Here is a 25022-nt window from a genome sequence, read left to right as displayed (position 1 = left end):
GCCAACATAAAGCTTCTTAGATAAGGCAGGTATATCATGACCGATCTGAATGCAAAACAGGCTGCGGCCTGGGATGGATTTGCCAACGGCGAATGGCAGAACAGCGTCAACGTTCGCGATTTTATTCAAAAGAACTACACGCCGTATGAAGGCGACGAGTCTTTCCTGGCAGGCGCGACTGAAGCGACCACTAAGCTGTGGAACGCCGTGCTGGAAGGGATCAAGATTGAAAACCGTACCCATGCGCCCGTCGATTTCGATACCGATCTCGCCTCAACCATTACCGCGCATGATGCTGGCTATATCAATAAATCGCTGGAAAAAATTGTCGGCTTACAAACTGAAGCGCCGCTGAAACGCGCCATTATCCCGTTTGGCGGCATTAAAATGGTGGAAGGCTCCTGTAAAGTATATGGCCGCGAGCTGGATCCGACGCTGAAAAAAATCTTTACCGAGTATCGTAAAACCCACAACCAGGGCGTGTTTGATGTCTATACCCAGGACATCCTGCGCTGCCGTAAATCGGGCGTGCTGACCGGTCTGCCGGACGCCTACGGCCGTGGCCGCATTATCGGCGACTATCGCCGCGTCGCCCTGTATGGCATTGACTTCCTGATGCAAGACAAGCTGGCGCAGTTCAACTCACTGCAGAACGATCTAGAAAACGGCGTTAATCTTGAAGCCACTATCCGTCTGCGTGAAGAGATTGCTGAACAGCACCGCGCACTGGCCCAGATTAAAGAGATGGCCGCTAAATATGGTTGCGACATCTCCGGCCCGGCGACGAATTCACAGGAAGCGGTTCAATGGACCTACTTCGGCTACCTTGCGGCGGTGAAATCGCAGAACGGCGCAGCAATGTCGTTCGGCCGCGTCTCAACCTTCCTCGATATCTATATCGAACGCGATCTGCAGGCCGGTAAAATCACCGAAGAGCAAGCGCAGGAGCTGATTGACCACCTGGTCATGAAGCTGCGCATGGTGCGCTTCCTGCGTACGCCGGAATATGATGAGCTTTTCTCTGGCGACCCCATCTGGGCGACAGAATCACTGGCGGGCATGGGCGTCGATGGTCGTACCCTGGTGACAAAAAGCACGTTCCGTTTCCTGAATACCCTTTACACCATGGGACCGTCGCCGGAGCCGAACATGACCATCCTGTGGTCAGAAAACCTGCCGGTGAACTTCAAGAAATACGCGGCAAAAGTCTCTATCGATACCTCTTCTCTGCAGTATGAGAATGATGATTTGATGCGTCCTGACTTTAACAATGACGACTACGCCATTGCCTGCTGCGTCAGCCCGATGATTGTTGGTAAACAGATGCAGTTCTTCGGCGCACGCGCCAACCTGGCAAAAACCCTGCTGTACGCAATCAACGGCGGCATGGATGAAAAAATGAAAATGCAGGTGGGTCCGAAAGAAGCCCCGGTCATGGACGACGTGCTCGATTTCGATACCGTCATGGCGCGTATGGACCACTTCATGGACTGGCTGGCGAAACAGTATGTGACCGCGCTGAATATCATCCACTATATGCATGATAAGTACAGCTACGAAGCCTCGCTGATGGCGCTGCACGATCGCGATGTCTATCGCACAATGGCCTGCGGCATCGCGGGTCTGTCAGTAGCCGCCGACTCGCTGTCCGCTATCAAGTACGCCAAAGTGAAACCGGTGCGCGACGAAGATGGCCTGGCGGTTGACTTTGAAATTGAAGGCGAATATCCGCAGTTTGGTAATAACGATGCGCGCGTCGATGACCTGGCCTGCGATCTGGTTGAACGTTTCATGAAGAAAATTCAGAAACTCGCCACCTATCGCAACGCCGTACCGACTCAGTCAGTGCTGACCATTACGTCTAACGTCGTTTACGGTAAGAAAACCGGTAATACACCGGATGGTCGTCGCGCAGGCGCGCCTTTTGGTCCAGGCGCAAACCCAATGCATGGCCGCGATCAGAAAGGTGCCGTTGCGTCTCTGACCTCTGTCGCGAAACTCCCCTTCGCCTATGCGAAAGACGGTATTTCTTACACCTTCTCTATCGTGCCTAATGCGTTGGGTAAAGATGACAACGTGCGGAAAGCTAACCTTGCTGGCCTGATGGACGGTTACTTCCATCATGAAGCGAGCATTGAAGGCGGCCAACATCTTAATGTGAACGTGATGAACCGCGAAATGCTGCTGGATGCGATGGAGCACCCGGAAAAATATCCGCAGCTGACCATCCGCGTTTCTGGCTATGCCGTCCGCTTCAATTCGCTGACGAAAGAGCAGCAGCAGGATGTGATTACCCGTACTTTCACCAAATCACTGTAAAGCTGGCGCGCTAAGCTGTAAAAAGGCTCCTTCGGGAGCCTTTTCTCCAAGGCCCGTTTTGTCTGCGCTCTTAATACAGAAATCAGTCAAAACCGACTTTATCATCGAGCACAACAGAGATTGTGCGCCTGCTGCTGGCAGGCTAACCTGGAGAACATCGCAATGTCTTGCAAAGGTCGTATTCACTCGTTCGAATCCTGCGGGACGGTTGACGGTCCCGGCATCCGTTTTATCACCTTCTTTCAGGGCTGCCTGATGCGCTGCCTCTACTGCCATAACCGCGATACCTGGGACACGCACGGCGGAAAAGAGATCACCGTCGAGGAGCTGATGAAAGATGTGCTTTCCTATCGCCACTTTATGAACGCGTCTGGCGGCGGCGTGACCGCCTCTGGCGGCGAGGCCATTTTACAGGCTGAATTTGTGCGCGACTGGTTCCGCGCCTGCAAGGCGGAAGGCATTCATACCTGTCTGGACACCAACGGTTTTGTGCGTCGCTACGATCCGGTGATTGATGAGCTGCTGGAGGTGACGGATCTGGTGATGCTCGATCTCAAGCAAATCAATGATGACATTCATCAAATCCTGGTCGGTGTCTCCAACCATCGTACTCTGGACTTCGCCCGCTACCTGCAGAAAAAAGGCAAACGAACCTGGATACGCTATGTGGTGGTGCCCGGCTATTCGGATGATGACGATTCGGCACACCGGCTTGGCGAGTTCACACGGGATATGGCGAATGTCGAGAAGATTGAACTGCTGCCCTACCATGAACTTGGCAAGCATAAATGGATCGCGATGGGTGAAGAGTACAAGCTCGACGGCGTGAAGCCGCCGACAAAAGAGACTATGGAGCGGGTGAAAAACATCCTCGCCAGCTACGGTCATACTGTTATGTATTAAAAAAGGGAGCCTCTGGCTCCCTTTCTTTATGGTGCAGGCGGCTGTTTTTAGTCCCCTGCGCCGATATCAGGCGTGCGCCACTGGCGTTGCCTGCTGATTCGCTTTACGCAGCAGCATCATCAGATAGACCAGCGCCACGCCGGCAATCATCACAAACAGAATGCGGTCGGAATAGTTCTGCATCAAAACCGCCGTCATGCTGGGGCCCGCCAGGCTGCCTATGGTATAGCTCAACAGCAGCGCCTGGTTCATCGCCACCAGTTCATGGTGCGCAACGGTCTCACAGGCCCAGGACATAGCTACCGGATAGAGCGTAAAGCCCGCCAGACCCAGCACAAAGAGTGCAGGCGCCATCGCAGCGTTAGTCAGCATCGCCATCGCGCCCAGAATCACGATAAACACCTGCACGCGCAGCACCAGCAGGCGACCGAAGCGATCGGCAAGGCGCCCAACCGGCCACTGCCCGACGATGCCAGCGCTGACCAGCAGCGCCATCCAGTAGCCGACATTCGCATCGCTCATGCCCTGATGAGAGAGGTAGAGCGGCATCAGACCGTAGAGCGAACCCAGAACAATGCCGGAAATAATACAGCCGTTAATGCCAAGTCGCGAACTACGACGACGCAGCATCGGCCAGATTTTACCTGCCGCAGCCTCTGTCGCTTCACTGCCGGCGGTCACCTTCACGAACACCAGCGGCAGAATGGCGCAGATCATCAGCGCGGTAAGCCAGGGGACGACGTTAAACAGACCGGTAGAGACTTTGCTCACCAGCAGTTGACCCGCAACGGTGCCAAGATAGTAGACAATCATGTAGGCGGCCAGCAGCTGGCCCCGGGTGCGCACCGTCCCGCTACAGAGCAGCGCACTCTCTACCACGACCCAAATCAAGGCGCAGCCGATACCCGCGCAAAAACGCAGGATCGACCAACCCCAGAAACCGTCCATCATTAACAGACCGGCGGTCGCTACGGCGAAAATCGTGGTTGCCAGATAGTAGCTGCGGTTAAAACCGTAATGTTTAATCAGCCAGCCTGCCGCCAGCGTGCCCGCCAGGTTGCCGGTATAAAAAGAGGAACTCACCACGCCTACCTGCCAGGTAGCCAGCGCATCGTGAGTCAGCCACAGCGGAACCAGTGTATTGAGCACAGCAATTGCAACCGTCAGCAAAAGCAGGCCGCAAAGCAGCAGCACCACGGGACGTGACCATGTGGACATAGGAGTAAAAACCAAAGAAAAGAGAGGAGGTTGCGCGCAGTTTGCCACTGGCGAATTTAAAGGAAAAGCACAAAAAAATAGCGCAGCACATTTTGCTGCAAGATAATTTAATTTATTAATCTTCAGTGGGTTACAGGAGTGTTAAACGAGACCTGCTTCGAAGCTATCTTTATGAAAAACAGGCTTTTTAGGTGCTAAGCCTGTCGCAATGTCGATAACGTTTATTTCTGATAACTTCACGCCGTACGCCGACGTTAAATATAAAAAAACCCGGACATGTCCGGGTTTACTGTTGAAGCGCGTATCAGCCGATAAACTCTACGCCATTCATATAGGGGCGCAACACATCCGGCACCTGAATACGTCCGTCAGCCTGCTGATAGTTCTCCAGCACCGCAACCAGCGTACGACCGACCGCCAGGCCGGAGCCGTTCAGGGTGTGCACCAGACGTGGCTTCTTATCGGTTTTGCTGCGGCAGCGCGCCTGCATGCGGCGCGCCTGGAAGTCCCACATGTTGGAGCAGGAGGAGATCTCGCGATAGGTGTTCTGGGCCGGCAGCCAGACTTCCAGATCGTAGGTCTTGGCTGAGCCAAAGCCCATATCACCGGTGCAAAGCAGCACTTTGCGGTACGGCAGGTTGAGCAGCCGCAGCACTTTCTCTGCGTGGCCCACCAGCTCTTCCAGCGCATCCATTGAGGTTTCCGGCGCGACGATCTGCACCATCTCTACCTTGTCGAACTGATGCATACGGATTAAGCCGCGCGTATCGCGACCGTAAGAGCCCGCCTCAGAACGGAAGCAAGGCGTATGCGCGGTCAGTTTGATCGGCAGACTCTCCTCTTCCACAATCTCGTCGCGCACCAGATTGGTCAGCGGGACTTCCGCCGTCGGGATCAGCGCATAGTTGCTGCTCTCTGACTCCTCTTCCAGCGGTCGGGTATGAAACAGATCTTCGCCGAACTTCGGCAGCTGGCCGGTTCCGTACAGGGTCGCATGGTTAACCAGATAGGGCACATAGGTTTCCAGATAGCCGTGCTGTTCAGTATGCAGGTCGATCATAAACTGGCTCAGCGCGCGATGCAGACGAGCAATCTGTCCCTGCATCACCACAAAGCGCGAACCGGTCAGCTTCACGGCAGAAGCAAAATCGAGGCCTTTCGCCATCTCGCCCAGCTCAACGTGATCTTTCACCTGGAAATCAAACTGGCGCGGCTCGCCCCAGCGGCTGACTTCCTGGTTTTCGCTGTCGTCTTTGCCCAGCGGCACTTCATCCGCCGGCAGGTTAGGCAGCGCCAGGGTGAAATCACGGATTTCATTTTGCAGGGCATCCAGTTCCGCTTTGGCCGCATCCAGGCGTTCGCCCAGCGCGTTCACTTCCTGACGCAGCGGCTCGATATCTTCCCCACGTGCTTTGGCCTGACCGATGGATTTGGATCGGGAGTTACGCTCCGCCTGCAGATTTTCCGTTTCCACCTGCAAGACTTTACGACGCTCTTCAAGGGAGCGCAGCGTTTCCACATCCAGTTTGAATCCTCGGCGTGCCAGTTTTTCTGCGACTGCGTCTGGCTCATTACGCAGCAGATTGGGATCGAGCATGCTTATCCTGTGTAATAAAAGGTTGAAAGAACGAATGAAGGGATGCATTCCCGCTGGAGTGCATTGATATCCTTGCTCACCTTACCGTAACGTCTGTTTTAGCGGTAGCGTTTTGTCGGGCTATTTTGATCCTGTTCAGCCAGCCAGGCGAGCTTTTCGCCAATTTTACCTTCAAGCCCGCGCTGGGTTGGCGTGTAGTAGCGCGTCTGCGCCATCTCCGGCGGAAAATAGACCTCGCCAGCCGCATAGGCGTGCTCTTCATCATGAGCGTAACGATACGCTTTGCCCAGGCCCATCTCTTTCATCAGCCGGGTCGGAGCGTTACGCAGATGCTCCGGCACATCGTAGTCGGGATGCTCGCGCGCATCGCGCATCGCCGCTTTAAACGCGGTGTAGACGGCGTTGCTTTTCGGCGCGCAGGCCAGATAGACGATCGCCTGCGCAATAGCGCGTTCGCCTTCGGCAGGCCCGACGCGGGTAAAGCAATCCCAGGCGGCAATCGCCACCTGCATCCCGCGCGGATCGGCATTGCCGACATCTTCAGAGGCGATCGCCAGCAGGCGCCTCGCTACATAGAGCGGATCGCCGCCCGCGGTAATAATGCGCGCATACCAGTAAAGCGCCGCATCCGGCGCGGAGCCGCGCACCGATTTGTGCAGCGCGGAGATCAGGTCGTAAAAGCGGTCGCCCTTGTTGTCAAAACGCGCGGCGCGCTCGCCGGAAACCTCTGTCAGCAACTGCGGCGTCAGCTCGCGTTTACCTTGCGCATTGCTCTCCGCCATATCCGCCATCATTTCCAGCGTATTTAACGCGCGGCGCGCGTCGCCGTTCACCAGCTCGGCGATCATACGGCGCGTATTGTCAGGCAGGATGATGTCGCTGTCGCCATAACCGCGCGTTTTGTCCTGCATCGCCTGATCGAGCACCTGCTCGATATCCTCAGTGGTGAGCGATTTTAAAAGATAAACGCGCGCGCGTGAGAGCAGCGCGGAGTTAAGCTCAAACGAGGGGTTTTCGGTGGTCGCGCCGATAAAGGTGATGGTGCCATCTTCAATATGCGGCAAGAACGCATCCTGCTGGCTTTTGTTGAAGCGGTGCACCTCATCGACAAACAGAATGGTGCGGCGCCCGACCTGACGGCTATGGCGCGCGCGCTCGATCGCCTCGCGGATCTCTTTAACCCCCGAGGTAACGGCGGAGATACGCTCGACGTCGGCATTGCCGTAGCGCGCGATAATCTCCGCCAGCGTGGTTTTCCCTGTGCCCGGCGGTCCCCAAAGAATCATTGAGTGAAGATGGCCAGCTTCGATGGCGCGCGGCAAAGGCTTACCGGGCGCCAGCAAATGCTGCTGCCCGATATACTGCTTAAGCGTTTCCGGACGCATGCGCGCCGCCAGCGGCTTGAAATCTTCGGAGGAAAAATCCAGAGACAGATTACCCACGCTTACCTCACTGACGCTGGTCGTCTACCGTCACCCCTTTGGGCGGCGTAAAGGTGAATTTGTCCGGGCTGATCGCGCCGTTTTTCTGGCTCTTTAGCTGGTAGCTGCTGCGCTGCCCGTCCTGCTCGATGGCGCTGAACTGGTTGATGGTGCCCGCAGAGGTCACGGAGATGGTGAACTGCTTCAGGTTGCCATCGCTGTTTTTCGGCGTCAGTTCGAACGCGTCGCCCTGCTGTTTAATATTGTACTGCTGCCAGTCGCTCGGCTGGTTGCGCGCAATCAGCATAAACGGCGTGTTGCTGGTCGCGTTTTTCAGCAGGCTGACGCTGGCCTGTTCAACGAACGGGTTATAAAACCACAGATTCTTGCCGTCAGAGATAATGACGCTTTCGTCCGGCGCGGTCATGTGCCAGTTAAATAAGCTGGGGCGTTTTACCCAGAGCTCGCCTTCGCCTTCCTGCACGTTGGCGCCGCTGCTGTCGGTCACTTTTTGGCTAAAGCTGGCATGGAAGCTGTTAACCTTGTTCAGACGCTGCTGCAGATCGCTGGAGGCGTCCGCCATAACGCTGGCTGACGCAAAAACGGCCAACAGGCCAGGCACGATTACGCTTAATTTCATCCGCTTCAATTCCTTATTTATCTCTATCCAGTGAATACCGTTTTAATTCTGGCCGTCGTTTTGCCATTGAGCCAGGAGAAAAACCCGAAAGCGTATTCTGATATGAGGGGTAAATGTCGCCTGAACAATGGGCCAGTAAAAACTGGCCCATGATTGTTTGTTGCAAAGCGTGTCGCGCTACATTTCATGCGGCGGCGGAGAGAGCACCTCACGGTTACCGTTGTGTCCGGGTTCCGATACGATCCCCTGCGCTTCCATCTGTTCGATAATGCGCGCGGCGCGGTTATAGCCGATGCGGAACTGACGCTGTACGCCGGAGATCGAGGCGCGACGCTTGTCGACCACAAAAGCCACCGCCTGATCGAACAGCGGATCCAGCTCCTCGTCGCCCTCAAGACCGCCGCTGCCGCCCTCGCTCTCCTCGCCTGCCGTAATGCTTTCGATATACTGCGGACGCCCGCGCGCTTTCCAGTCCTGCACGACAGCGTGCACTTCCTGATCGCGGACGAATGCGCCGTGCACACGTACCGGCATTGAGGAGTTGGGTGGCATATAGAGCATGTCGCCCATACCCAGCAGCGATTCAGCGCCGCCCTGATCGAGAATGGTGCGCGAGTCGATTTTGCTGGAGACGGTGAAGGCGATGCGCGTCGGAATGTTGGCCTTAATCAGACCGGTAATCACATCCACTGACGGACGCTGCGTAGCAAGCACAAGGTGAATACCTGCGGCACGCGCTTTCTGCGCCAGACGCGCAATCAGCTCTTCAACCTTCTTACCGACCGCCATCATCAGGTCGGCGAACTCATCCACCAGCACCACGATATAAGGCAGTTTTTCCAGCACCGGCGGCGTCATATCCATACTGTCGCCCGGTTTCCAGAACGGATCGGGAATAGGACGCCCCATCGCTTCCGCCTGTTCGACTTTTTCGTTGTAGCCAGCGAGGTTACGCACGCCGAGCGCCGACATCAGCTTGTAGCGTCGCTCCATCTCGCCGACGCTCCAGCGCAGCGCGTTAGCCGCGTCTTTCATATCGGTGACAACTTCAGTCAACAGGTGCGGAATGCCTTCGTAGACCGACAGTTCCAGCATTTTCGGGTCGATCATGATAAAGCGCACTTCTTCCGGCGTCGCCTTGTAGAGCATGCTGATAATCATGGTGTTGACGCCGACCGACTTACCGGAACCGGTCGTACCGGCCACCAGCAGGTGCGGCATTTTCGCCAGATCGGCGACGACCGGCTGACCCGCGATATCTTTACCCAGCACCACGGCCAGCGGCGACGGGTTGTCGCGGAATTTGGCACAGTCCAGCACTTCGCGCAGATAGACCGTCTGACGATGCTTGTTAGGCAGCTCCAGACCGACATAAGGCTTGCCGGGGATCACCTCAACTACGCGCACGGCAACCGCCGAGAGCGAACGCGCCAGATCGCGCGACAGGTTGGAGATGCGCGCGGCTTTCACGCCCGGCGCCAGATCCAGCTCGAAGCGGGTAATCACCGGGCCCGGCGAGATGCCGACCACTTCTGCCTTAACGCGATAGTCGCCTAAACGGGCTTCGACCAGACGCGCCGTCTGCTCAAGGGCGAACATATCAACCGGTTCTTCCTCGGCTGGCGGCGAGGTCAGCAGATCCAGCGTTGGCAGCGGCGTAGAGGGTTTCTCCAGCGGCTGGTTATGACGCATCAGGAAAGGATGGATCAGACTGTTATCCAGCGAGCCGGGTTGCGACGCCTGCGGCGGTGCGGCGGCTGGCGTCTGCATCACAGGCGTCAGCTCTGGCTCCGGCTCAGCGGGTGCAAAAGCGGCAGAAACCGTCGGTGCGGCCACCGGCACGGCAGGCTGAGCAACCGGCGCTTCCGCAGGCTGCTGCCATGGCGTATGCGTTGCCGCAGGCGCTTCCGGCTCTGGCGCGCTGGCGATAGTAAAGAGCGGCTCGCTGGGGCCTTCATCCACCAGATCGTCCAGCGGCGAGAAATCGAACGCGGAGGAGGTATCCAGGCTCAGGGCTGGCGATTTCTCTTTCTGCTCTTCAGCGCCGTAGCGCTGTTGCTGCTGCGCGGCGAATTGCTGCGCCAGCGCGGCCTGTTCGACAGCCTCTTCCTGATCTTCATCCTGCTGCGTATCTTCATCCTGCTGCCAGCTCTCGCCGTAGCGTTGCTGCTGCTGGCTGGCGAAAGCGTCGCGCAGCTGCGCCTGTTCCTGCGCCTCCTGCTGGTGCTCTGACCATTCGGACTGCGCGTCTGCAGGCTGAGACGAGACGTCAGCGCGCTGCTGTTCTTGCGCTTTGGCCTTCTCTTCCGCTATTCGCTGAGAAGGCAGCTTAATGCCGTAAGAGGCCAGCTCGCGGCGCGTCGGCAGTTTGACCGGCTTAGGACGCGGTAGCGTCGGTCCGATGCCCTGCTTCACCTGCGGATTGTAATTCTCTTCAGGCGCGACATCGAACAGCGGCGTAGAGGCTGCCTGCGCGGCGGCTGTCGCCGCGCCCGCCGTAGCAGCTATATCGGCCGTATCGGCATCGCGCCAGTTGCCCATTTGCGGGCCGTCATCCTCTTCCCAGCTGGTGAAAGCGGGCGCGGACGGCGTCTGCGGCATCTCAAAATGATAACGCGGCGGCTCGGCGGGAGCAGGCGCGGCTGGCTGAGGTGACGCAGGCGTAAAGGCGTTGACGGGCTGTTGAGACGCAGCGAACGGATTCGCTGCCGCAGAGTGTGCGGCGGCAGCCGTTACAGGCGCAACGGAGGCGGCAGTCGGCATTACGGCCGTCTGAGAGGAGAGTGGCGCTGCGGCCGCCTGAGGCGGCATCGCAGCAACCGGCACTGACGCGGCGGCAACCTGAGACGGCATGGCAGCAGCGGGGGCTGCAGCACTCTGAGAGGAGATCGCAGCAGCCGATACCGGGGCTACGGGCGCCGCAACGCCAGCGGCTTCGGCCGCCGTGATCAGCGCGGCATCTGTCGCCGCAGCGGCTTTCGCCAGAAGCGGATCGGCCACTTCCGGCGCTGAATGTTCTGTGCTGGCGCGCGGCGCAGAGAGCAGTACATCATCCTCATCTTGCGAGGCCACCTCAACACGCGGTGCGGCCGTATCGTCGAACGCCTCTTCATCCTCTTGCCAGGGCTCGTCGCGACGCGAACGGTTGCTGGCGAAGGTGAGCACGCCCATAACCACGCCGCCGATGCGCTCGGCGATGGTCAGCCAGGACCAGCCGGTATAGAGCGTAATGCCCGCCGCCCAGACGCAAAGCAGCGCCAGCGTGCCGGTCATCGGGCTGAGCCAGGGCGCAATAGCGTTGCTGACCAGGCTGCCGATAACGCCACCAGAGGCGAAATACCAGATGTCATCGGCATTGAGCGCAGCCAGGCCGCAGGTAGTCACCACCAGCGCCAGCACGCCGATCAGGCGCAGGCCGATAGCGAAGTAGTCGATGTAATCCTGGCGATCGCGCTGGCGAAAGGCGATCCAGCACAGTCCGATAATCACCGGCGGTATGGCATAGGCCATCACGCCGAAAATAAACAGCAGCGTATCCGCCAGCCAGGCTCCCACGCCGCCGCCCAGATTATGAATCGGCTCATGCCAGGCGGTTTGCGACCAGCTCGGATCGGAAGGATTAAAGCTGACGAGAGAGACCATCAGATAGATGGCGAAAAGTGAGACGAGAATAAGCAATGCTTCCAGCAGACGACGTCCACTGCTCAGCGGTTTTAACGAAACTTCTTTGTCTTCTGTGTATTCCTGGCTCAAGAGAACTCTCCAGGTGCCTGTAAATTATGAAGGCAACAGCGTCGGGCAAGCCCGACGCTGGTCCTGTATGAATTCACAGGAGTGTATCGAAATATCACAGGTTTTGCACCTGCGCTGCGTTAGCGGGTTTTAATCACCAGCCGATTACTCTGTTTAACCTCTTCCATCACCACGTAAGTACGGGTGTCATTGACCCCCGGCAGGCGCAGCAGGGTTTCGCCAAGCAGCTTACGGTAGGCGGACATATCCGGCACGCGCGTTTTCAACAGGTAGTCGAAGTCACCGGAAACCAGGTGACACTCTTGAGTTTCCTCAAGTTTTTGCACGGCGGCGTTAAACTGTTCAAACACGTCCGGCGCGCCACGATTCAGAGTAATCTCAACGAAAACCAGCAGTGACGCATCTAGATAGTGCGGGTTAAGTTGCGCGGTATAGCCAAGAATAAAACCCTGACGCTCCAGACGACGCACACGCTCAAGACATGGCGTAGGCGATAATCCTACGCGTTTGGAAAGTTCTACGTTGGAAATACGACCATCTTTCTGAAGTTCATTCAGAATGTTTCTGTCGATTCTGTCGAGATCTTTTCCGGGGCGTTTCTTATTGTCTACCATTATTATTGTCTCTCTTAATTCCTTCCCTTTACCTGCCACGCCCTGGAAACGTTCACTGTTCAAGGCATTATTGAAGTGAAGAATCAGAGCCTGTGCGCTGTCGCGCATCCATCCGCATGACGCATGTTGTCTGTCCACATCATGCGTCATTACCCATGTCAGGCTGTAATTTATCGGGAAAAAAGGGCAAAACGAGGAACGAAACCCTGTTTTGACTCTCTCCTTCTTCTTCGCTTCTGTCATTGTTTTCGCAAAAGCGCAGGCGATTGTCAAAGTAAAAAGACCAAATTCAGGACAAGATGCCAGACAGACCGCTGGGTAACTGTTTTTAAATGAGAATTTTTATACTCTTGCACCAGCAATAACCGATTATTGCCCCCTTTTAGCGCAACCGGCGTGCAGAAGCCCGACTTATCGTCTACGCCGTTTGCAGCTATTGGTAACAAAATTCCCCAGCCCTTTTTTTGCCACGGTAAATTCCCTACAATTCCAGGTCATGTTGTCAGCCGAATGAAACTGAGGATCCTATGAGTACGGCCAAACACAGTAAATTGCTCATTCTGGGCTCCGGTCCGGCGGGTTATACCGCAGCGGTCTATGCGGCGCGCGCCAACCTGAATCCAGTGCTGATTACCGGCCTCGAAAAAGGCGGTCAGTTGACCACCACTACCGAGGTAGAGAACTGGCCCGGCGACCCGCACGATCTCACTGGTCCCTCGCTGATGGAGCGCATGCATGAGCATGCCGAGAAATTCAACACCGAAATCATTTTTGACCATATTCATACTGTCGATCTGCAGAACCGGCCGTTCCGTCTCACCGGCGACAGCGGCGAATATACGGCCGACGCGCTGATTATTGCGACCGGTGCCTCTGCGCGCTATCTGGGCCTGCCTTCCGAAGAGGCCTTTAAAGGCAAAGGCGTGTCCGCTTGCGCCACCTGCGACGGTTTTTTCTACCGTAATCAGAAAGTCGCGGTGATCGGCGGCGGCAATACCGCGGTGGAAGAGGCGCTTTATCTGGCGAACATCGCCGCGGAAGTCCATCTGATTCACCGTCGCGACAGCTTCCGCGCGGAAAAAATCCTGATTGACCGCCTGATGGAAAAAGTGCGCAACGGCAATATCGTGCTGCATACCGATCGCACGCTGGAAGAAGTGGTTGGCGATCAGATGGGCGTCACCGGCCTGACGCTGCGCTCGACCCTCAACGAGGCGGAAACGGAGTCGCTGGAAGTGGCAGGCCTGTTCGTCGCTATCGGGCACAGCCCGAATACGGCGATCTTCGAGGGTCAGCTGGCGCTGGAAAACGGCTACATCAAAGTGCAGTCCGGCCTGCATGGCAACGCAACGCAGACCAGCATCCCCGGCGTGTTCGCTGCGGGCGACGTTATGGACCATATCTATCGTCAGGCGATCACCTCGGCGGGCACCGGCTGTATGGCTGCGCTGGATGCAGAGCGTTATCTGGATGGACTGGTTAAAAACGATCGGTAACTTGTTAATTATCTGATCTTATTTATACGAGGCGGCTGTTTTTCAGTCGCCTTTTTTTATGCCGCCGTGCTAGATTCATCAGCCTGAAGAGCAATCCCCCTTCTTTTCGTGGGTTATCGACAACGCTTACGGTCTCGCATGAATAAAACCCGGCAACAGGAACTGATTCGCTGGCTACGCCAGCAACGCGCTTTTGGCAGCCGCTGGCTGCGGTTGACGTCGCTGTTTGGGCTGGCCAGCGCGCTGGTCATCATCGCCCAGGCCTGGCTGCTGGCTTTTCTGCTACAGGCGCTGATTGTTGAACAGCGACTGCGCAGCGAGCTCCTTCTCCCCTTCTCCCTTCTGCTGCTCTGCTTTACGCTGCGCGCCTTGCTTAACTATGCGCGCGAGGCCGCAGGCTTTCGCGCTGGACAGGCAATTCGTCAGGCGCTGCGTCAGCAGGTACTGGATCGTCTTTCCGATCTCGGCCCCGCATGGATCCGCGGCAAACCAGCAGGCAGCTGGGCGACGCTGCTGCTGGAGCAGATTGAGGAGATGCAGGAGTATTATGCGCGCTATCTGCCGCAGATGACGCTGGCGGCGCTGATCCCCTTATGCATTTTGCTGACCGTTTTCCCGCTAAACTGGGCAGCCGGTCTGATCTTGCTCGCCACCGCGCCGCTGATCCCGCTGTTTATGGCGCTGGTCGGCATGGGCGCGGCCGACGCCAACCGCCGCAACTTTGTTGCGCTGGCGCGCCTCAGCGGCGACTTCCTTGACCGCCTGCGCGGACGCGAAACCCTGCGTCTGTTTCACCGCGCCGAAGCGGAAACCGCCGTCATCGCCTCCTCCACTGCGGACTTTCGCCAGCGCACCATGGAAGTGCTGCGACTCGCCTTTCTCTCATCCGCCGTGCTGGAGTTTTTCGCTTCGCTGGCGATCGCGGTCGTCGCGGTCTACTTCGGTTTTTCCTACCTCGGCGAGCTCCATTTCGGCGCATATGGGCAAGGCGTAACGCTGTTCGCCGGTTTCGTCGCGCTGATCCTGGCGCCAGAATTCTTTCAGCCGCTGCGCGATCTGGGCGCTTTTTACCATGCGAAAGCGCAGGCGGTCGGCGGCGCGGATGCCCTTGAGCGCTTTATGCGCGAGAGTCCCCAGCCTGAACGGCCCGACGGTTCGGCGCAGCTGGCGGACGACGCGGCGATCGCCATCGTCGCGCAGGATCTGGTTGCGCTGAGCGTGGATAATCAACGCCTGTGCGGTCCGCTCAGCTTTAGCCTTGACGCTGGCCAGCGCGTTGCGCTGGTGGGCCAGAGCGGCGCGGGGAAAACCGTACTGATGAACGTGCTTCTCGGCTTTCTGCCTTACCAGGGATCGCTACGCATTAATGGCGTCGAGCTGCGCGAAATGGGCCGCGCATACTGGCACCGGCAGATCGCCTGGCTCGGGCAAAATCCGCAGCTGCCCGCCGACACGCTGCACGACAATATCGTGATGGGCGGCGCGCAGCGCGGTGACGATTTGGATAGCTTGCTGGATGACTGCGGCGTCAGCGAATTTCTGCCGCGGCTCTCTGCTGGCGTGCTGACGCCTGTCGGCGACGATGGTGCCGGGCTTTCAGTGGGTCAGGCGCAGCGCATCGCGCTGGCGCGCGCGCTCTATAAGCCTGCCCGCCTGCTGCTGCTGGACGAGCCCGCCGCCAGCCTCGACAGCCGCAGCGAGCAGCATATGATGCGGGCGCTCGATAAAGCGTCGCGTCGGCAGACGACGTTGATGATCACCCACCAGCTCGATCAGCTGCAGCACTGGGACGCTATCTGGGTGATGCAGGATGGCAGGCTGGTACAGCAAGGCGGCTGGCAAGCGCTGCTCGCCGAACCTGGCTCGTTTCGCCAGATGGTCTCGCATCGTCAGAGGGAGATTTGCTGATGTCCGCACTGCGTCCTTTCCTGCGCCTGTTTTTGCGTCACCCTTACCGACTGTCGCTGGGCGTGCTGCTCGCCATCGTTACGCTGCTCGCCAGTATCGGCCTGCTGGCGCTCTCTGGCTGGTTTCTGGCTGCCTCCTCGCTGGCAGGCATCGCCGGGCTCTACAGCTTTAACTATATGCTGCCGGCTGCAGGCGTGCGCGGCGCGGCCATCACACGCACCGCCGCCCGCTATTTTGAGCGACTGGTCAGCCATGATGCGACCTTCCGCGTTCTGCAACACCTGCGCGTTTTTACCTTCAGCCGCCTTATTGCGCTGGCGCCAGGTCAGCTGGCGGCATTCCGTCAGGGTGATCTGCTCAACCGTTTCGTTGGTGACGTCGATATGCTCGACCACCTCTATCTGCGAGTGATCGCGCCGCTGGCAGGCGCGTTTGTGGTGATTGTAGTGGTGACGCTGGGCATCAGCCTGGTGGACGTGCGGCTGGCGCTGGTGCTGGGCGGCGTCATGCTGACGACGCTGCTGTTGATGCCGCCGCTGTTCTACCGCCTGGGCGCGCCAGCCGGTCGCGCCATTACGCAACAGCGTGCACGCTGGCGTCTGCAGTTGATGTACTGGCTGAGCGGGCAGGCTGAACTGGCAATTTACGGCCTTTCCGAACGCTGGCGTCAGCAGCTTGACCAGGATGAAGGCCGCTGGCAGGCTGCGCAGCGTCAGCAGCAGCGTTTGCAGGCGCTGTCGCAAAGCCTGCTGCTGCTGATAAGCGGCGCAACCGTGACGCTGCTGCTGTGGATGAGTGCGGATGGCGTGACCCAGGCTTCCTCGCCCGGCGCGCTTATCGCGCTGGTGGTATTTTGCGCGCTTGCCGCGTTTGAAGCGCTGGCCCCGGTTGCTGGCGCTTTTCTGCCGCTGTCGCAGGTTATCGCCGCCGCTGAACGCGTTAACGGCATCATCGATCAGGCGCCCGCGATTCGTTTTCCCGATAAATCGGCAAGTGAGCCCGGCAGCCTTTCGGTATCAATTGATAAGGTCACCTTCCACTATCCCCATCGTCCCGAAGCGGTGCTGGATAATTTTTCGCTGCAGGTGCGAGCGGGTGAACGCCTGGCGCTGCTCGGCCCCACCGGCTGCGGTAAATCCACGCTGCTGGCGTTGCTGACGCGCGCATGGGAGGTGGAAACCGGATCCATTGCGCTGCAAAACGTCGCTCTGCGCAGCTGGGATGAAAAATCGCTGCGTCAGCGCATTAGCGTGGTGACGCAGCGCGTACACCTGTTCAGCCAGACGCTGCGCGAGAACCTGCGGGTAGCGCGTCCCGACGCCAGCGATGCGCAGCTCAGCCGCGTTCTGCACCAGACAGGCCTGTCGCGCCTGCTGGAAAGCGAAGAAGGGCTCAACGCCTGGCTCGGCGAAGGAGGCCGTTCGCTGTCGGGCGGCGAGCTGCGCCGACTGGCGATAGCGCGAGCGCTGCTGCACGACGGCGATCTCTGGCTGCTGGATGAACCCACTGAAGGGCTCGACGCCGCCACGGAGCACCAGATATTAGCGCTGCTGCAGCAGGTCACCGCCGGTAAAACCCTGATAATGGTAACGCACCGGCTGAGCGGTCTGGACGCGCTGGATCGCATCTGCGTAATGGAAAACGGCCAGATCGCCGAAGAAGGTACGCATCACGAATTAATCTCAAAAGAGGGACGCTACTGGCATTTTCAGCAGCGCTTTGCGCTATAGTCTTAGCGAAAAACCGACGAGTAAAGATGCGATGAGACTGGTGCAACTGTCACGGGAATCCCTTCATTTTCCTCCGCCAGAGATGGCGCTGCGCGAGCCAAACGGCCTGCTGGCGATGGGCGGCGATCTCTCCCCTGCCCGCTTGCTCAGCGCCTATCAGCGCGGTATTTTCCCCTGGTTTTCGCCTGGCGATCCCATTTTGTGGTGGTCGCCCGATCCGCGTGCGGTACTGCTACCGGAATCTTTTCACCTCAGCCGCAGTATGGCGCGTTTTCATCGGCGTTCGCCGTTTCGCGTGACCATGAATCAGGCGTTTTTCGAGGTGGTCGAAGGCTGCGCCGCCGGTCGCCAGGAAGGGACATGGATCACTTTTGAAGTGAAGCGCGCCTGGCAGCGTCTCTATGAACTGGGGCACGCGCACTCGATAGAAGTGTGGCGGGATCAGCAGCTGGTCGGCGGCATGTACGGGCTCGCGCTGGGGCAGATTTTCTGCGGCGAATCGATGTTCAGCCGGTGCGAGAATGCCTCGAAAACCGCACTTCTGGTATTTTGCCAGCATTTCATCAAACATCAGGGCCGGCTGGTGGATTGCCAGGTTTTAAACCCGCACACGGCCTCGCTGGGCGCACGCGAGATCCCGCGCGCCGACTATCTGCAGTATGTTCAGTCCCTTGCCTGGCAGCCTGTCAGCGCCGGTTGCTGGCGCACCCAGACCCTTTTTTAAGCCTGCGCAGATGTTTTGCACACAAACAGACGTAAAAGTGGTATAATAGCCGCGTTTGGTATGTCGTCCGCGCTTCGCAACGGCGAGCCGGAATTGCCAGGCTGGGAATCACAACGCACTCCCGGAACTGTTTCAGATGAGCGCGTGTTACCGCCTACTGATGCAAATTCTTAGCCCGTTAATCCCCCGCAGACGTCACATAAACACCCGAATTTAACCGAGATGCTCGCGCCCCTCGCGCGAAGCACGGCGAAGCGTTGGCTTTACCGCCAACGTTTCTTTACATAAATCGTGGAATTCGGCATTATCTTGCCGGTTCACTGAAAGCTAGTCCACCCAGAGGATTCGATGGCTAAAGAAGACAATATTGAAATGCAAGGTACCGTACTTGATACGTTACCTAACACCATGTTCCGTGTAGAACTCGAAAACGGTCACGTGGTTACCGCTCATATCTCCGGTAAAATGCGCAAAAACTATATCCGCATCCTGACGGGCGACAAAGTAACTGTTGAGCTGACCCCGTACGACCTGAGCAAAGGCCGCATTGTCTTCCGTAGTCGCTAAGCGGCTTCGTTTCGCTTTCGCCGCCTGAACGGTGGCGAAAAAAAAGGCCAGATTCGCATCTGGCCTTTTCTATTTCTACCTCACGGCGCTTAGTGAACCGTGCCTTCCGTTTTGCGTTTTTCTGCGCTGAGGAAGTGATAGGTCAGCTGGTTCTTCTCTTTGTCGAGCGCCACCGAGACCGATCCGCCATCCACCAGCGAGCCGAACAGCAATTCGTTGGCCAGCGGTTTCTTGAGGTTTTCCTGCACCGTACGCGCCATAGGACGGGCACCCATCGCCTTGTCGTAGCCTTTCTCCGCCAGCCAGTCGCGCGCTTCGTCGCTCACTTCCAGCGAGACGCCTTTCGCATCCAGCTGCGCCTGCAGTTCGACAATAAACTTGTCCACGACCTGATGGATCACTTCCGGTGACAGGTGACGGAACCAGATAATATTGTCGAGACGGTTGCGGAACTCCGGCGTAAAGATCTTTTTGATCTCTTCCATCGCATCGGTGCTGTTGTCCTGATGGATCAGACCAATCGATTTACGCTCGGTTTCACGTACGCCCGCATTGGTGGTCATTACCAGCACCACGTTGCGGAAGTCCGCTTTACGGCCGTTATTGTCCGTCAGCATGCCGTTATCCATCACCTGCAGCAGCAGGTTAAAGACATCCGGATGCGCCTTCTCGATTTCGTCGAGCAGCACTACCGCATGCGGATGTTTGATCACCGCATCGGTCAGCAGACCGCCCTGGTCGAAGCCGACATAGCCCGGAGGCGCGCCGATCAGGCGGCTGACCGTATGGCGTTCCATATACTCGGACATATCGAAACGCAGCAGCTCAATGCCCAGCGCTTTCGCCAGCTGTACCGTAACCTCGGTTTTCCCTACGCCAGTCGGTCCGGCAAACAGGAAGGAGCCAACAGGCTTGCGCTCCTGGCCCAGCCCGGCGCGGCTCATTTTGATCGCTTCAGTCAGCGCTTCAATGGCGTTATCCTGGCCAAACACCAGCATTTTCAGGCGATCGCCGAGATTTTTCAGCGTGTCGCGGTCGGTTGCCGAAACGCTTTTCTCAGGAATACGCGCGATACGCGCCACCACGGACTCGATATCTGCCACGTTGATGGTTTTCTTGCGCTTGCTGGCTGGCATCAGACGCGCCCGCGCACCAGCTTCGTCGATCACATCGATCGCCTTATCCGGCAGATGACGGTCGTTGATATATTTCACCGCCAGTTCAACCGCTGCGCGCACCGCTTTCGCGGTATAACGCACATCGTGGTGCGCTTCATATTTCGGCTTCAGCCCGTTCAGAATCTGAACGGTTTCGTCCATCGTCGGCTCAGTGATATCGATCTTCTGGAAGCGGCGCGCCAGAGCGCGATCTTTTTCGAAGATATTGCTGAACTCCTGATAGGTGGTGGAGCCCATCACGCGAATTTTACCGCTGGAGAGCAGCGGCTTAATCAGGTTAGCCGCATCCACCTGGCCGCCGGACGCCGCGCCTGCACCGATGATGGTATGGATCTCATCGATAAACAGGATGCTGCTGTTGTCCTGCTCCAGCTGTTTCAACAAGGCTTTGAAGCGCTTCTCAAAGTCGCCGCGATATTTCGTGCCCGCCAGCAGCGAACCGATATCGAGCGAATAGATGGTGCACTCCTTCATCACTTCCGGCACGTCGCCCTGCACGATACGCCAGGCCAGGCCTTCCGCAATAGCCGTTTTACCGACGCCCGATTCGCCCACCAGCAGCGGGTTGTTTTTACGACGACGGCACAGTACCTGAATGGTGCGCTCCAGCTCTTTGTCGCGACCAATCAGCGGATCGATTCCGCCGACGCGAGCAAGCTGATTGAGATTGGTGGTGAAGTTTTCCATACGATCCTCCCCGCCTGCTTGCTCTTCGTTAACCGGGTTCTCACTGTGCGGCGCCTGACCAGGTTCATCTTTGCGCGTACCGTGAGAAATGAAGTTCACCACGTCGAGACGGCTGACTTCATGTTTGCGCAGCAGATAAGCCGCTTGTGACTCCTGCTCGCTGAAGATGGCGACCAGTACATTGGCGCCGGAGACTTCGCTGCGACCCGATGACTGGACATGGAATACCGCGCGCTGCAATACGCGCTGGAAGCTGAGCGTGGGTTGAGTATCGCGCTCTCCTTCACTGGCGGGCAGCACCGGTGTGGTTTGTTCGATGAAAGCTTCGAGTTCTTGCCGCAGCGCGACAAGATCGACGGTACAGGCTTCCAGTGCCTCTCTGGCCGACGGGTTGCTGAGCAGTGCCAGCAACAAATGCTCGACGGTCATAAACTCATGACGGTGCTCACGCGCTCTGGCGAAAGCCATGTTTAAACTGAGTTCCAGTTCTTGATTGAGCATTAGGCACCTCCCCCAATTATCGCTCTGACAACCTCACCTTCGCTATATGAGGGCGAGTTCAGGCTTTTTCCAGCGTACACAGCAATGGATGCTGATTCTCCCGCGCGTAATTGTTCACCATAGCGACTTTGGTCTCCGCCACTTCGGCGGTAAAAACACCGCAGATCGCTTTCCCGTGGTAGTGAACTTTCAGCATCAGTTGCGTTGCACGTTCAACATCATAAGAAAAGAACTTTTGCAGAACGTCAATAACAAATTCCATAGGTGTATAATCGTCATTATTCAGAATGACTTTATACATAGAGGGCGGCTTGAGTCCCTCCTTCGCTTTGTCTTCGGCCAGGTGTTCAAAGTTAAGCCAGTCGTTAGTATTTGCCATAATGTTCCGTTGAAATTCTGCACATCGATACGGACGATTAACTGTCCATACGTAGAGTTTAACACGCTTGTCAAGCCCCCCTCCGCCGCAGCGATTTTTTGCGGAAAAAACCGCGCGCGACCTGTATCACAAAATTCGCAATAGCGTTAACCGCTTCAAATTTTAATGATTTTATCCCCGCGCTCTCCGGTGGTTTGCTTGACGCCAGGGTCTCTTTCTCTACATTCTACAGACACAAGCTGATTGAGTTTTAAACAAACTCGACCCCAGCTTCAATTTACTCACCTGGTTATCAAAATGTCTTGCGAGGGAAGTAAAAGCATGGAGACGGGTACTGTTAAATGGTTCAATAACGCTAAGGGCTTCGGCTTTATCTGTCCGATCGGTGGCGGAGAAGATATCTTCGCGCACTACTCTACGATTCAGATGGATGGTTACAGAACATTAAAAGCCGGCCAACAAGTTCAGTTTGATGTTCATCAAGGCCCGAAAGGCAATCATGCCAGCCTGATCGTGCCGGTGGACGCTGTACAGCACGCCTGAACTGCTATCACCCCATTCTGAACGCTCCCCCAAAAAATGCCAGCCGTGTCGCTGGCATTTTATTTTCTTGCGCACGTGCGGTTAATCCGCCTTGCCGCGCGCCAGCCACATGACGCGGGAAAACATCTGGCGCATCAGCGGCGGCATCGCTGCTTCTCCACGTTCGGCGGCGGCCGTCGCCACGGCGATTGCCAGCTCCGGCTTGGAGGCGTGCTGGAGAGCTTTGGTAATGATACGCCTGGGACTCATGGCAACATTTAACGGCAGATGCGCCATCTGCAGATAAACATCCTGGAAGCCCTCTTTGAAAAGAAAGTGCTCCATATCCAGCGCCGGCAGCTGGGTCAGATAGTGCTCGCTTTCATCATGCGGCTGAAGCTGGCTGCGCGTTGTGGCGGCATATTTATTGCCAGCATCGTCTCCATCGGTCAGCACATGCCAGGCGATGCCCATGCGCGCAGCAAATTTCAGCAGCGGCTTCAGGCCGGATTGCGCAAACTCAATCACTTTTACCCCTTCCGCCGCGAAGTGGTAGCCGCACTGACGCGCCAGCTCATTGATAATCCACACCTCGGTTTCCCCTTCCACCAGCAGCCAGCAACGGGCGAACAGAGCCGACGGACGATTAACGCGAATATGAAAGCCGATACGGCGGCTCTCTTCCGCGCTAAGCCCCTGCGGGCCAATGCGCCAGGCGGCGACGCGCGTCGGCTCGCGCACCAGCCGGCAGACGTTTTCTACCGGCGTCAGCGACAGCAGCTCGCCAGAATTAGTGGTCGCGATTTTCTGCAGCGGAATAAGATCGAGCAGGTTCCAGGTCACTGACAGCATAATCGGATGCAGCCGGGTTTCCGGATCTTCAATAAGCAATAATGGACGCGCCTGAGGCGAGAGCGTCGCCGCGCCGCGCGCCTGCGCCAGCAGAACGAACATGCGCAGCAGAACGATCTGGCGGCTGCGCGAATCGGTTTCGCCGATGAGCTGGTTGAGCCGATCCAGCGCGCGCCAGCCGTGCGCCCCGTCGCGCCCATGCGGATCGCTGCGCCGCGCGCGGCCGTCGGCGGGTTGCAGCACCAGAAAGTAGTGCTCCATCAGCTGCTGCATGGTCGCTACGCCCTGCCGCAGCGTTTCATCGCTGAGCTGATGCGGCTGCGATGCCAGCTGGCGCGTCAGGCTGTCGATATCCGCCGCTAAGGCGTTCAGCTGTGCGCTGCGCGCCTGCGCATCGCTTTCATCATGGCGCGAGCGTCGGCTAAAGCGCGCATCGCGCAGGCGCAGCACCGGATGCAGCCGCACCAGCTGCCTTATCGCCTCCTCGCTGCCCGCCAGCGGCAACACCTCGCCGTCAGCGCGCAAAAAGCGACGCGAAGCGGTAACCTCCGTTTCGCGTAGCCGCGCGCGGGTGCTGAAGTAGAGCCGCCGTACGCCCTGCGCGTCGCGCTGCCAGAACGGCGAGAAAAGCGCATCCTGCTCCTCGCCGTCATCGCGAAAATGGAACACGACCTGCAGCCGCCGCATCCGCGTCTCGCTGTTGCCTGGCGTGAAGTGAAAATCGTGCCGGGTGAACGGATAAAAGGTCTCCTGCGGGGCAAGCAGCAGGCTCATCGCGTCCAGCAAACTCGATTTACCCCAGGCGTTCTCCCCAATGAGTACGTTAGTCTGGGTAAGCGGCAGCGATAAATGATTAATGCCGCGAAACCCGGTAATTTCGATATGCTCCAGAATCATCGGCGTCCATCCTCAGGTTCAATCAGGCTGCTGTAATACAAGGGTTTACTCTATCAGGCTTTTTCGCTAGCGTGTCGGCACTCTCTGCAAGGAAAAGCATCTGTTATGTATTCTGGACTCCTTATCATTCTGCTGCCGCTGGTGGTGGGCTGGCTGCTGCCGCTGCATCAGCCCGCTTTCTTACGGCTGGTGAATCGCCTGCTGGGCTGGATGGTTTATATCATCCTGTTTTTTATGGGCATCAGTCTCGCCTTTCTCGATAACCTCAGCAGCAACCTGCTGAGCGTGTTTCATATCGCGCTGGTAAGCGCGCTGGCGATCCTGCTGTGCAACCTGCTGGCGCTGCGCCTGCTGGAAAAAAATCGCCCCTGGCAGCATAAGCACAAACAGGAAGCGCTGCCGTCGCGGCTGCGAATGGCGCTCGATTCACTCACGCTGTGCGGCGTGGTGGTGGTGGGCTTTCTCACCGGGCTGACGCAGCTCTCCTTCTTACGCCACGCCTCAACGGCCAGCGAGTACGCGCTGATCTTTTTACTGTTTCTTGTCGGCATACAGCTGCGCGGCAGCGGCATGACGCTGCGTCAGATTCTGCTTAATCGCCGCGGCATGCTGGTATCGGTCGTGGTGCTGTTGAGCGCGCTGCTGGGCGGCGCGATTGCCGCCGCGCTGCTGGGTCTGCCGCTGAAAACCGGCCTGGCGCTGGCCAGCGGTTTCGGCTGGTATTCCCTCTCCGGCATCCTGATGACCGAGGCGTTCGGTCCGGTGATCGGCAGCGCCGCCTTTTTTAACGATCTGCTGCGCGAGCTGACCGCCATCATGCTGATCCCGGCCTTGATCGCCCGGCATCGCTCTTGTGCACTGGGTCTGTGCGGCGCGACGGCGATGGATTTCACCCTGCCGGTGCTGCAGCGTGCAGGCGGCAGTGAGATTGTCCCGGCGGCTATTGTGCACGGTTTTGTGATGAGCCTGCTGGCGCCGCTGCTGATCGCCTTTTTCTCCGCCTGAGGTACAACGCGCCTCTTAACGGTCAGGGCAACGCACTTTTTCACGGCTGGGGATGGAAAAGCTCGTCTAGTCTTTTTCTTTTGTCCGCCATCGGGAAGATGGCTTACCGCC

General features: G+C 57.7%; 18 protein-coding genes. 9 read left to right on the top strand and 9 right to left on the bottom strand.

Annotation, left to right across the window (positions count from 1 at the left end; translation table 11 throughout):
• The first annotated feature begins 36 nt into the window (after nt 1–36).
• Both pflB and pflA read left to right on the top strand, forming a co-directional pair.
• Complete coding sequence (gene pflB, locus D7S44_RS02675; RefSeq protein ID WP_120451795.1) at nt 37–2319, top strand: formate C-acetyltransferase; 2283 nt, start codon at nt 37–39, stop codon at nt 2317–2319.
• A gap of 162 nt (nt 2320–2481) precedes the next feature.
• Nucleotides 2482–3222 (top strand): pyruvate formate lyase 1-activating protein, encoded by a 741-nt coding sequence (gene pflA, locus D7S44_RS02670; RefSeq protein ID WP_120451793.1) that lies wholly within the window; start codon nt 2482–2484, stop codon nt 3220–3222.
• 66 nt (nt 3223–3288) lie between these two features.
• Here pflA and D7S44_RS02665 read toward each other — a convergent pair whose 3' ends face one another.
• The 6 genes from D7S44_RS02665 to lrp form a co-directional block, all read right to left on the bottom strand.
• Complete coding sequence (locus tag D7S44_RS02665; protein WP_120451791.1) at nt 3289–4440, bottom strand: MFS transporter; 1152 nt, start codon at nt 4438–4440, stop codon at nt 3289–3291.
• A gap of 304 nt (nt 4441–4744) precedes the next feature.
• On the bottom strand, nt 4745–6037 hold the full coding sequence (gene serS, locus D7S44_RS02660; RefSeq protein WP_120451789.1) for a serine--tRNA ligase: 1293 nt from the start codon (nt 6035–6037) through the stop codon (nt 4745–4747).
• Nucleotides 6038–6135: 98 nt separating this feature from the next.
• Nucleotides 6136–7479 carry a replication-associated recombination protein A gene (locus tag D7S44_RS02655; RefSeq protein ID WP_120451782.1) on the bottom strand — a complete coding sequence of 448 codons (1344 nt, stop codon included), beginning with the start codon at nt 7477–7479 and terminating at the stop codon, nt 6136–6138.
• Between the two features lie 7 nt (nt 7480–7486).
• Complete coding sequence (gene lolA / locus D7S44_RS02650; protein ID WP_120451779.1) at nt 7487–8098, bottom strand: outer membrane lipoprotein periplasmic chaperone LolA; 612 nt, start codon at nt 8096–8098, stop codon at nt 7487–7489.
• A 177-nt stretch (nt 8099–8275) separates the two neighbouring features.
• The gene (locus D7S44_RS02645; RefSeq protein WP_120451776.1) at nt 8276–11851 is read right to left on the bottom strand and encodes a DNA translocase FtsK 4TM domain-containing protein; all 3576 of its coding nucleotides are present in this window, start codon (nt 11849–11851) and stop codon (nt 8276–8278) included.
• Between the two features lie 119 nt (nt 11852–11970).
• On the bottom strand, nt 11971–12465 hold the full coding sequence (gene lrp / locus D7S44_RS02640; protein ID WP_006118610.1) for a leucine-responsive transcriptional regulator Lrp: 495 nt from the start codon (nt 12463–12465) through the stop codon (nt 11971–11973).
• A 527-nt stretch (nt 12466–12992) separates the two neighbouring features.
• On the opposite strand from lrp, the gene trxB reads away from it, so the two are divergent.
• From trxB to infA, 5 genes are all read left to right on the top strand, one after another.
• Complete coding sequence (gene trxB / locus D7S44_RS02635; protein ID WP_120451774.1) at nt 12993–13961, top strand: thioredoxin-disulfide reductase; 969 nt, start codon at nt 12993–12995, stop codon at nt 13959–13961.
• Between the two features lie 138 nt (nt 13962–14099).
• Nucleotides 14100–15869 carry a heme ABC transporter permease/ATP-binding protein CydD gene (cydD, locus tag D7S44_RS02630; protein ID WP_120451772.1) on the top strand — a complete coding sequence of 590 codons (1770 nt, stop codon included), beginning with the start codon at nt 14100–14102 and terminating at the stop codon, nt 15867–15869.
• On the top strand, nt 15869–17599 hold the full coding sequence (cydC, locus tag D7S44_RS02625; protein ID WP_120451770.1) for a heme ABC transporter ATP-binding protein/permease CydC: 1731 nt from the start codon (nt 15869–15871) through the stop codon (nt 17597–17599). The genes cydD and cydC overlap by 1 nt, the downstream gene beginning before the upstream one ends.
• 31 nt (nt 17600–17630) lie before the next feature.
• Nucleotides 17631–18323 (top strand): leucyl/phenylalanyl-tRNA--protein transferase, encoded by a 693-nt coding sequence (aat, locus tag D7S44_RS02620; RefSeq protein WP_120451768.1) that lies wholly within the window; start codon nt 17631–17633, stop codon nt 18321–18323.
• 348 nt (nt 18324–18671) lie between these two features.
• Nucleotides 18672–18890, top strand: a complete 219-nt coding sequence (gene infA / locus D7S44_RS02615; RefSeq protein WP_002211347.1) for a translation initiation factor IF-1 — start codon at nt 18672–18674, stop codon at nt 18888–18890.
• Nucleotides 18891–18979: 89 nt separating this feature from the next.
• Here the strand turns inward: infA and clpA are convergent, their stop codons facing one another.
• Nucleotides 18980–21256: an ATP-dependent Clp protease ATP-binding subunit ClpA gene (gene clpA, locus D7S44_RS02610; protein ID WP_120451766.1), complete on the bottom strand. Its 2277-nt coding sequence runs from the start codon at nt 21254–21256 to the stop codon at nt 18980–18982.
• 58 nt (nt 21257–21314) lie between these two features.
• Nucleotides 21315–21635 carry an ATP-dependent Clp protease adapter ClpS gene (clpS, locus tag D7S44_RS02605; RefSeq protein WP_120451764.1) on the bottom strand — a complete coding sequence of 107 codons (321 nt, stop codon included), beginning with the start codon at nt 21633–21635 and terminating at the stop codon, nt 21315–21317.
• Nucleotides 21636–21956: 321 nt separating this feature from the next.
• Here clpS and cspD point away from each other — a divergent pair, with 321 nt between their 5' ends.
• Nucleotides 21957–22178 carry a cold shock-like protein CspD gene (gene cspD, locus D7S44_RS02600; RefSeq protein ID WP_103795338.1) on the top strand — a complete coding sequence of 74 codons (222 nt, stop codon included), beginning with the start codon at nt 21957–21959 and terminating at the stop codon, nt 22176–22178.
• An 81-nt stretch (nt 22179–22259) separates the two neighbouring features.
• On the opposite strand, the gene D7S44_RS02595 is transcribed toward cspD, so the two are convergent.
• Nucleotides 22260–23906, bottom strand: coding sequence for an ATP-dependent nuclease (locus D7S44_RS02595; RefSeq protein ID WP_120451762.1), 1647 nt, complete (start codon nt 23904–23906; stop codon nt 22260–22262).
• A 105-nt stretch (nt 23907–24011) separates the two neighbouring features.
• On the opposite strand from D7S44_RS02595, the gene D7S44_RS02590 reads away from it, so the two are divergent.
• Complete coding sequence (locus D7S44_RS02590; protein ID WP_120451760.1) at nt 24012–24911, top strand: LysO family transporter; 900 nt, start codon at nt 24012–24014, stop codon at nt 24909–24911.
• The last annotated feature ends 111 nt before the right edge of the window (nt 24912–25022 follow it).

The sequence above is a fragment of the Pantoea piersonii genome (assembly GCF_003612015.1).
Taxonomy (GTDB): domain Bacteria; phylum Pseudomonadota; class Gammaproteobacteria; order Enterobacterales; family Enterobacteriaceae; genus Pantoea; species Pantoea piersonii.
Note: the sequence above shows the minus strand (reverse complement) of the source record. Positions and strands in the feature narration are given on the sequence as shown.

What these genes read in the sequence shown, in the direction of transcription:
- pflB (WP_120451795.1), top strand. Translation starts at nt 37, where the DNA reads ATGACCGATCTGAATGCAAAACAGGCTGCGGCCTGGGATGGATTTGCC.
- pflA (WP_120451793.1), top strand. Translation starts at nt 2,482, where the DNA reads ATGTCTTGCAAAGGTCGTATTCACTCGTTCGAATCCTGCGGGACGGTT.
- D7S44_RS02665 (WP_120451791.1), bottom strand. Translation starts at nt 4,440, where the DNA reads ATGTCCACATGGTCACGTCCCGTGGTGCTGCTGCTTTGCGGCCTGCTT.
- serS (WP_120451789.1), bottom strand. Translation starts at nt 6,037, where the DNA reads ATGCTCGATCCCAATCTGCTGCGTAATGAGCCAGACGCAGTCGCAGAA.
- lolA (WP_120451779.1), bottom strand. Translation starts at nt 8,098, where the DNA reads ATGAAATTAAGCGTAATCGTGCCTGGCCTGTTGGCCGTTTTTGCGTCA.
- lrp (WP_006118610.1), bottom strand. Translation starts at nt 12,465, where the DNA reads ATGGTAGACAATAAGAAACGCCCCGGAAAAGATCTCGACAGAATCGAC.
- trxB (WP_120451774.1), top strand. Translation starts at nt 12,993, where the DNA reads ATGAGTACGGCCAAACACAGTAAATTGCTCATTCTGGGCTCCGGTCCG.
- cydD (WP_120451772.1), top strand. Translation starts at nt 14,100, where the DNA reads ATGAATAAAACCCGGCAACAGGAACTGATTCGCTGGCTACGCCAGCAA.
- cydC (WP_120451770.1), top strand. Translation starts at nt 15,869, where the DNA reads ATGTCCGCACTGCGTCCTTTCCTGCGCCTGTTTTTGCGTCACCCTTAC.
- aat (WP_120451768.1), top strand. Translation starts at nt 17,631, where the DNA reads ATGAGACTGGTGCAACTGTCACGGGAATCCCTTCATTTTCCTCCGCCA.
- infA (WP_002211347.1), top strand. Translation starts at nt 18,672, where the DNA reads ATGGCTAAAGAAGACAATATTGAAATGCAAGGTACCGTACTTGATACG.
- clpA (WP_120451766.1), bottom strand. Translation starts at nt 21,256, where the DNA reads ATGCTCAATCAAGAACTGGAACTCAGTTTAAACATGGCTTTCGCCAGA.
- clpS (WP_120451764.1), bottom strand. Translation starts at nt 21,635, where the DNA reads ATGGCAAATACTAACGACTGGCTTAACTTTGAACACCTGGCCGAAGAC.
- cspD (WP_103795338.1), top strand. Translation starts at nt 21,957, where the DNA reads ATGGAGACGGGTACTGTTAAATGGTTCAATAACGCTAAGGGCTTCGGC.
- D7S44_RS02595 (WP_120451762.1), bottom strand. Translation starts at nt 23,906, where the DNA reads ATGATTCTGGAGCATATCGAAATTACCGGGTTTCGCGGCATTAATCAT.
- D7S44_RS02590 (WP_120451760.1), top strand. Translation starts at nt 24,012, where the DNA reads ATGTATTCTGGACTCCTTATCATTCTGCTGCCGCTGGTGGTGGGCTGG.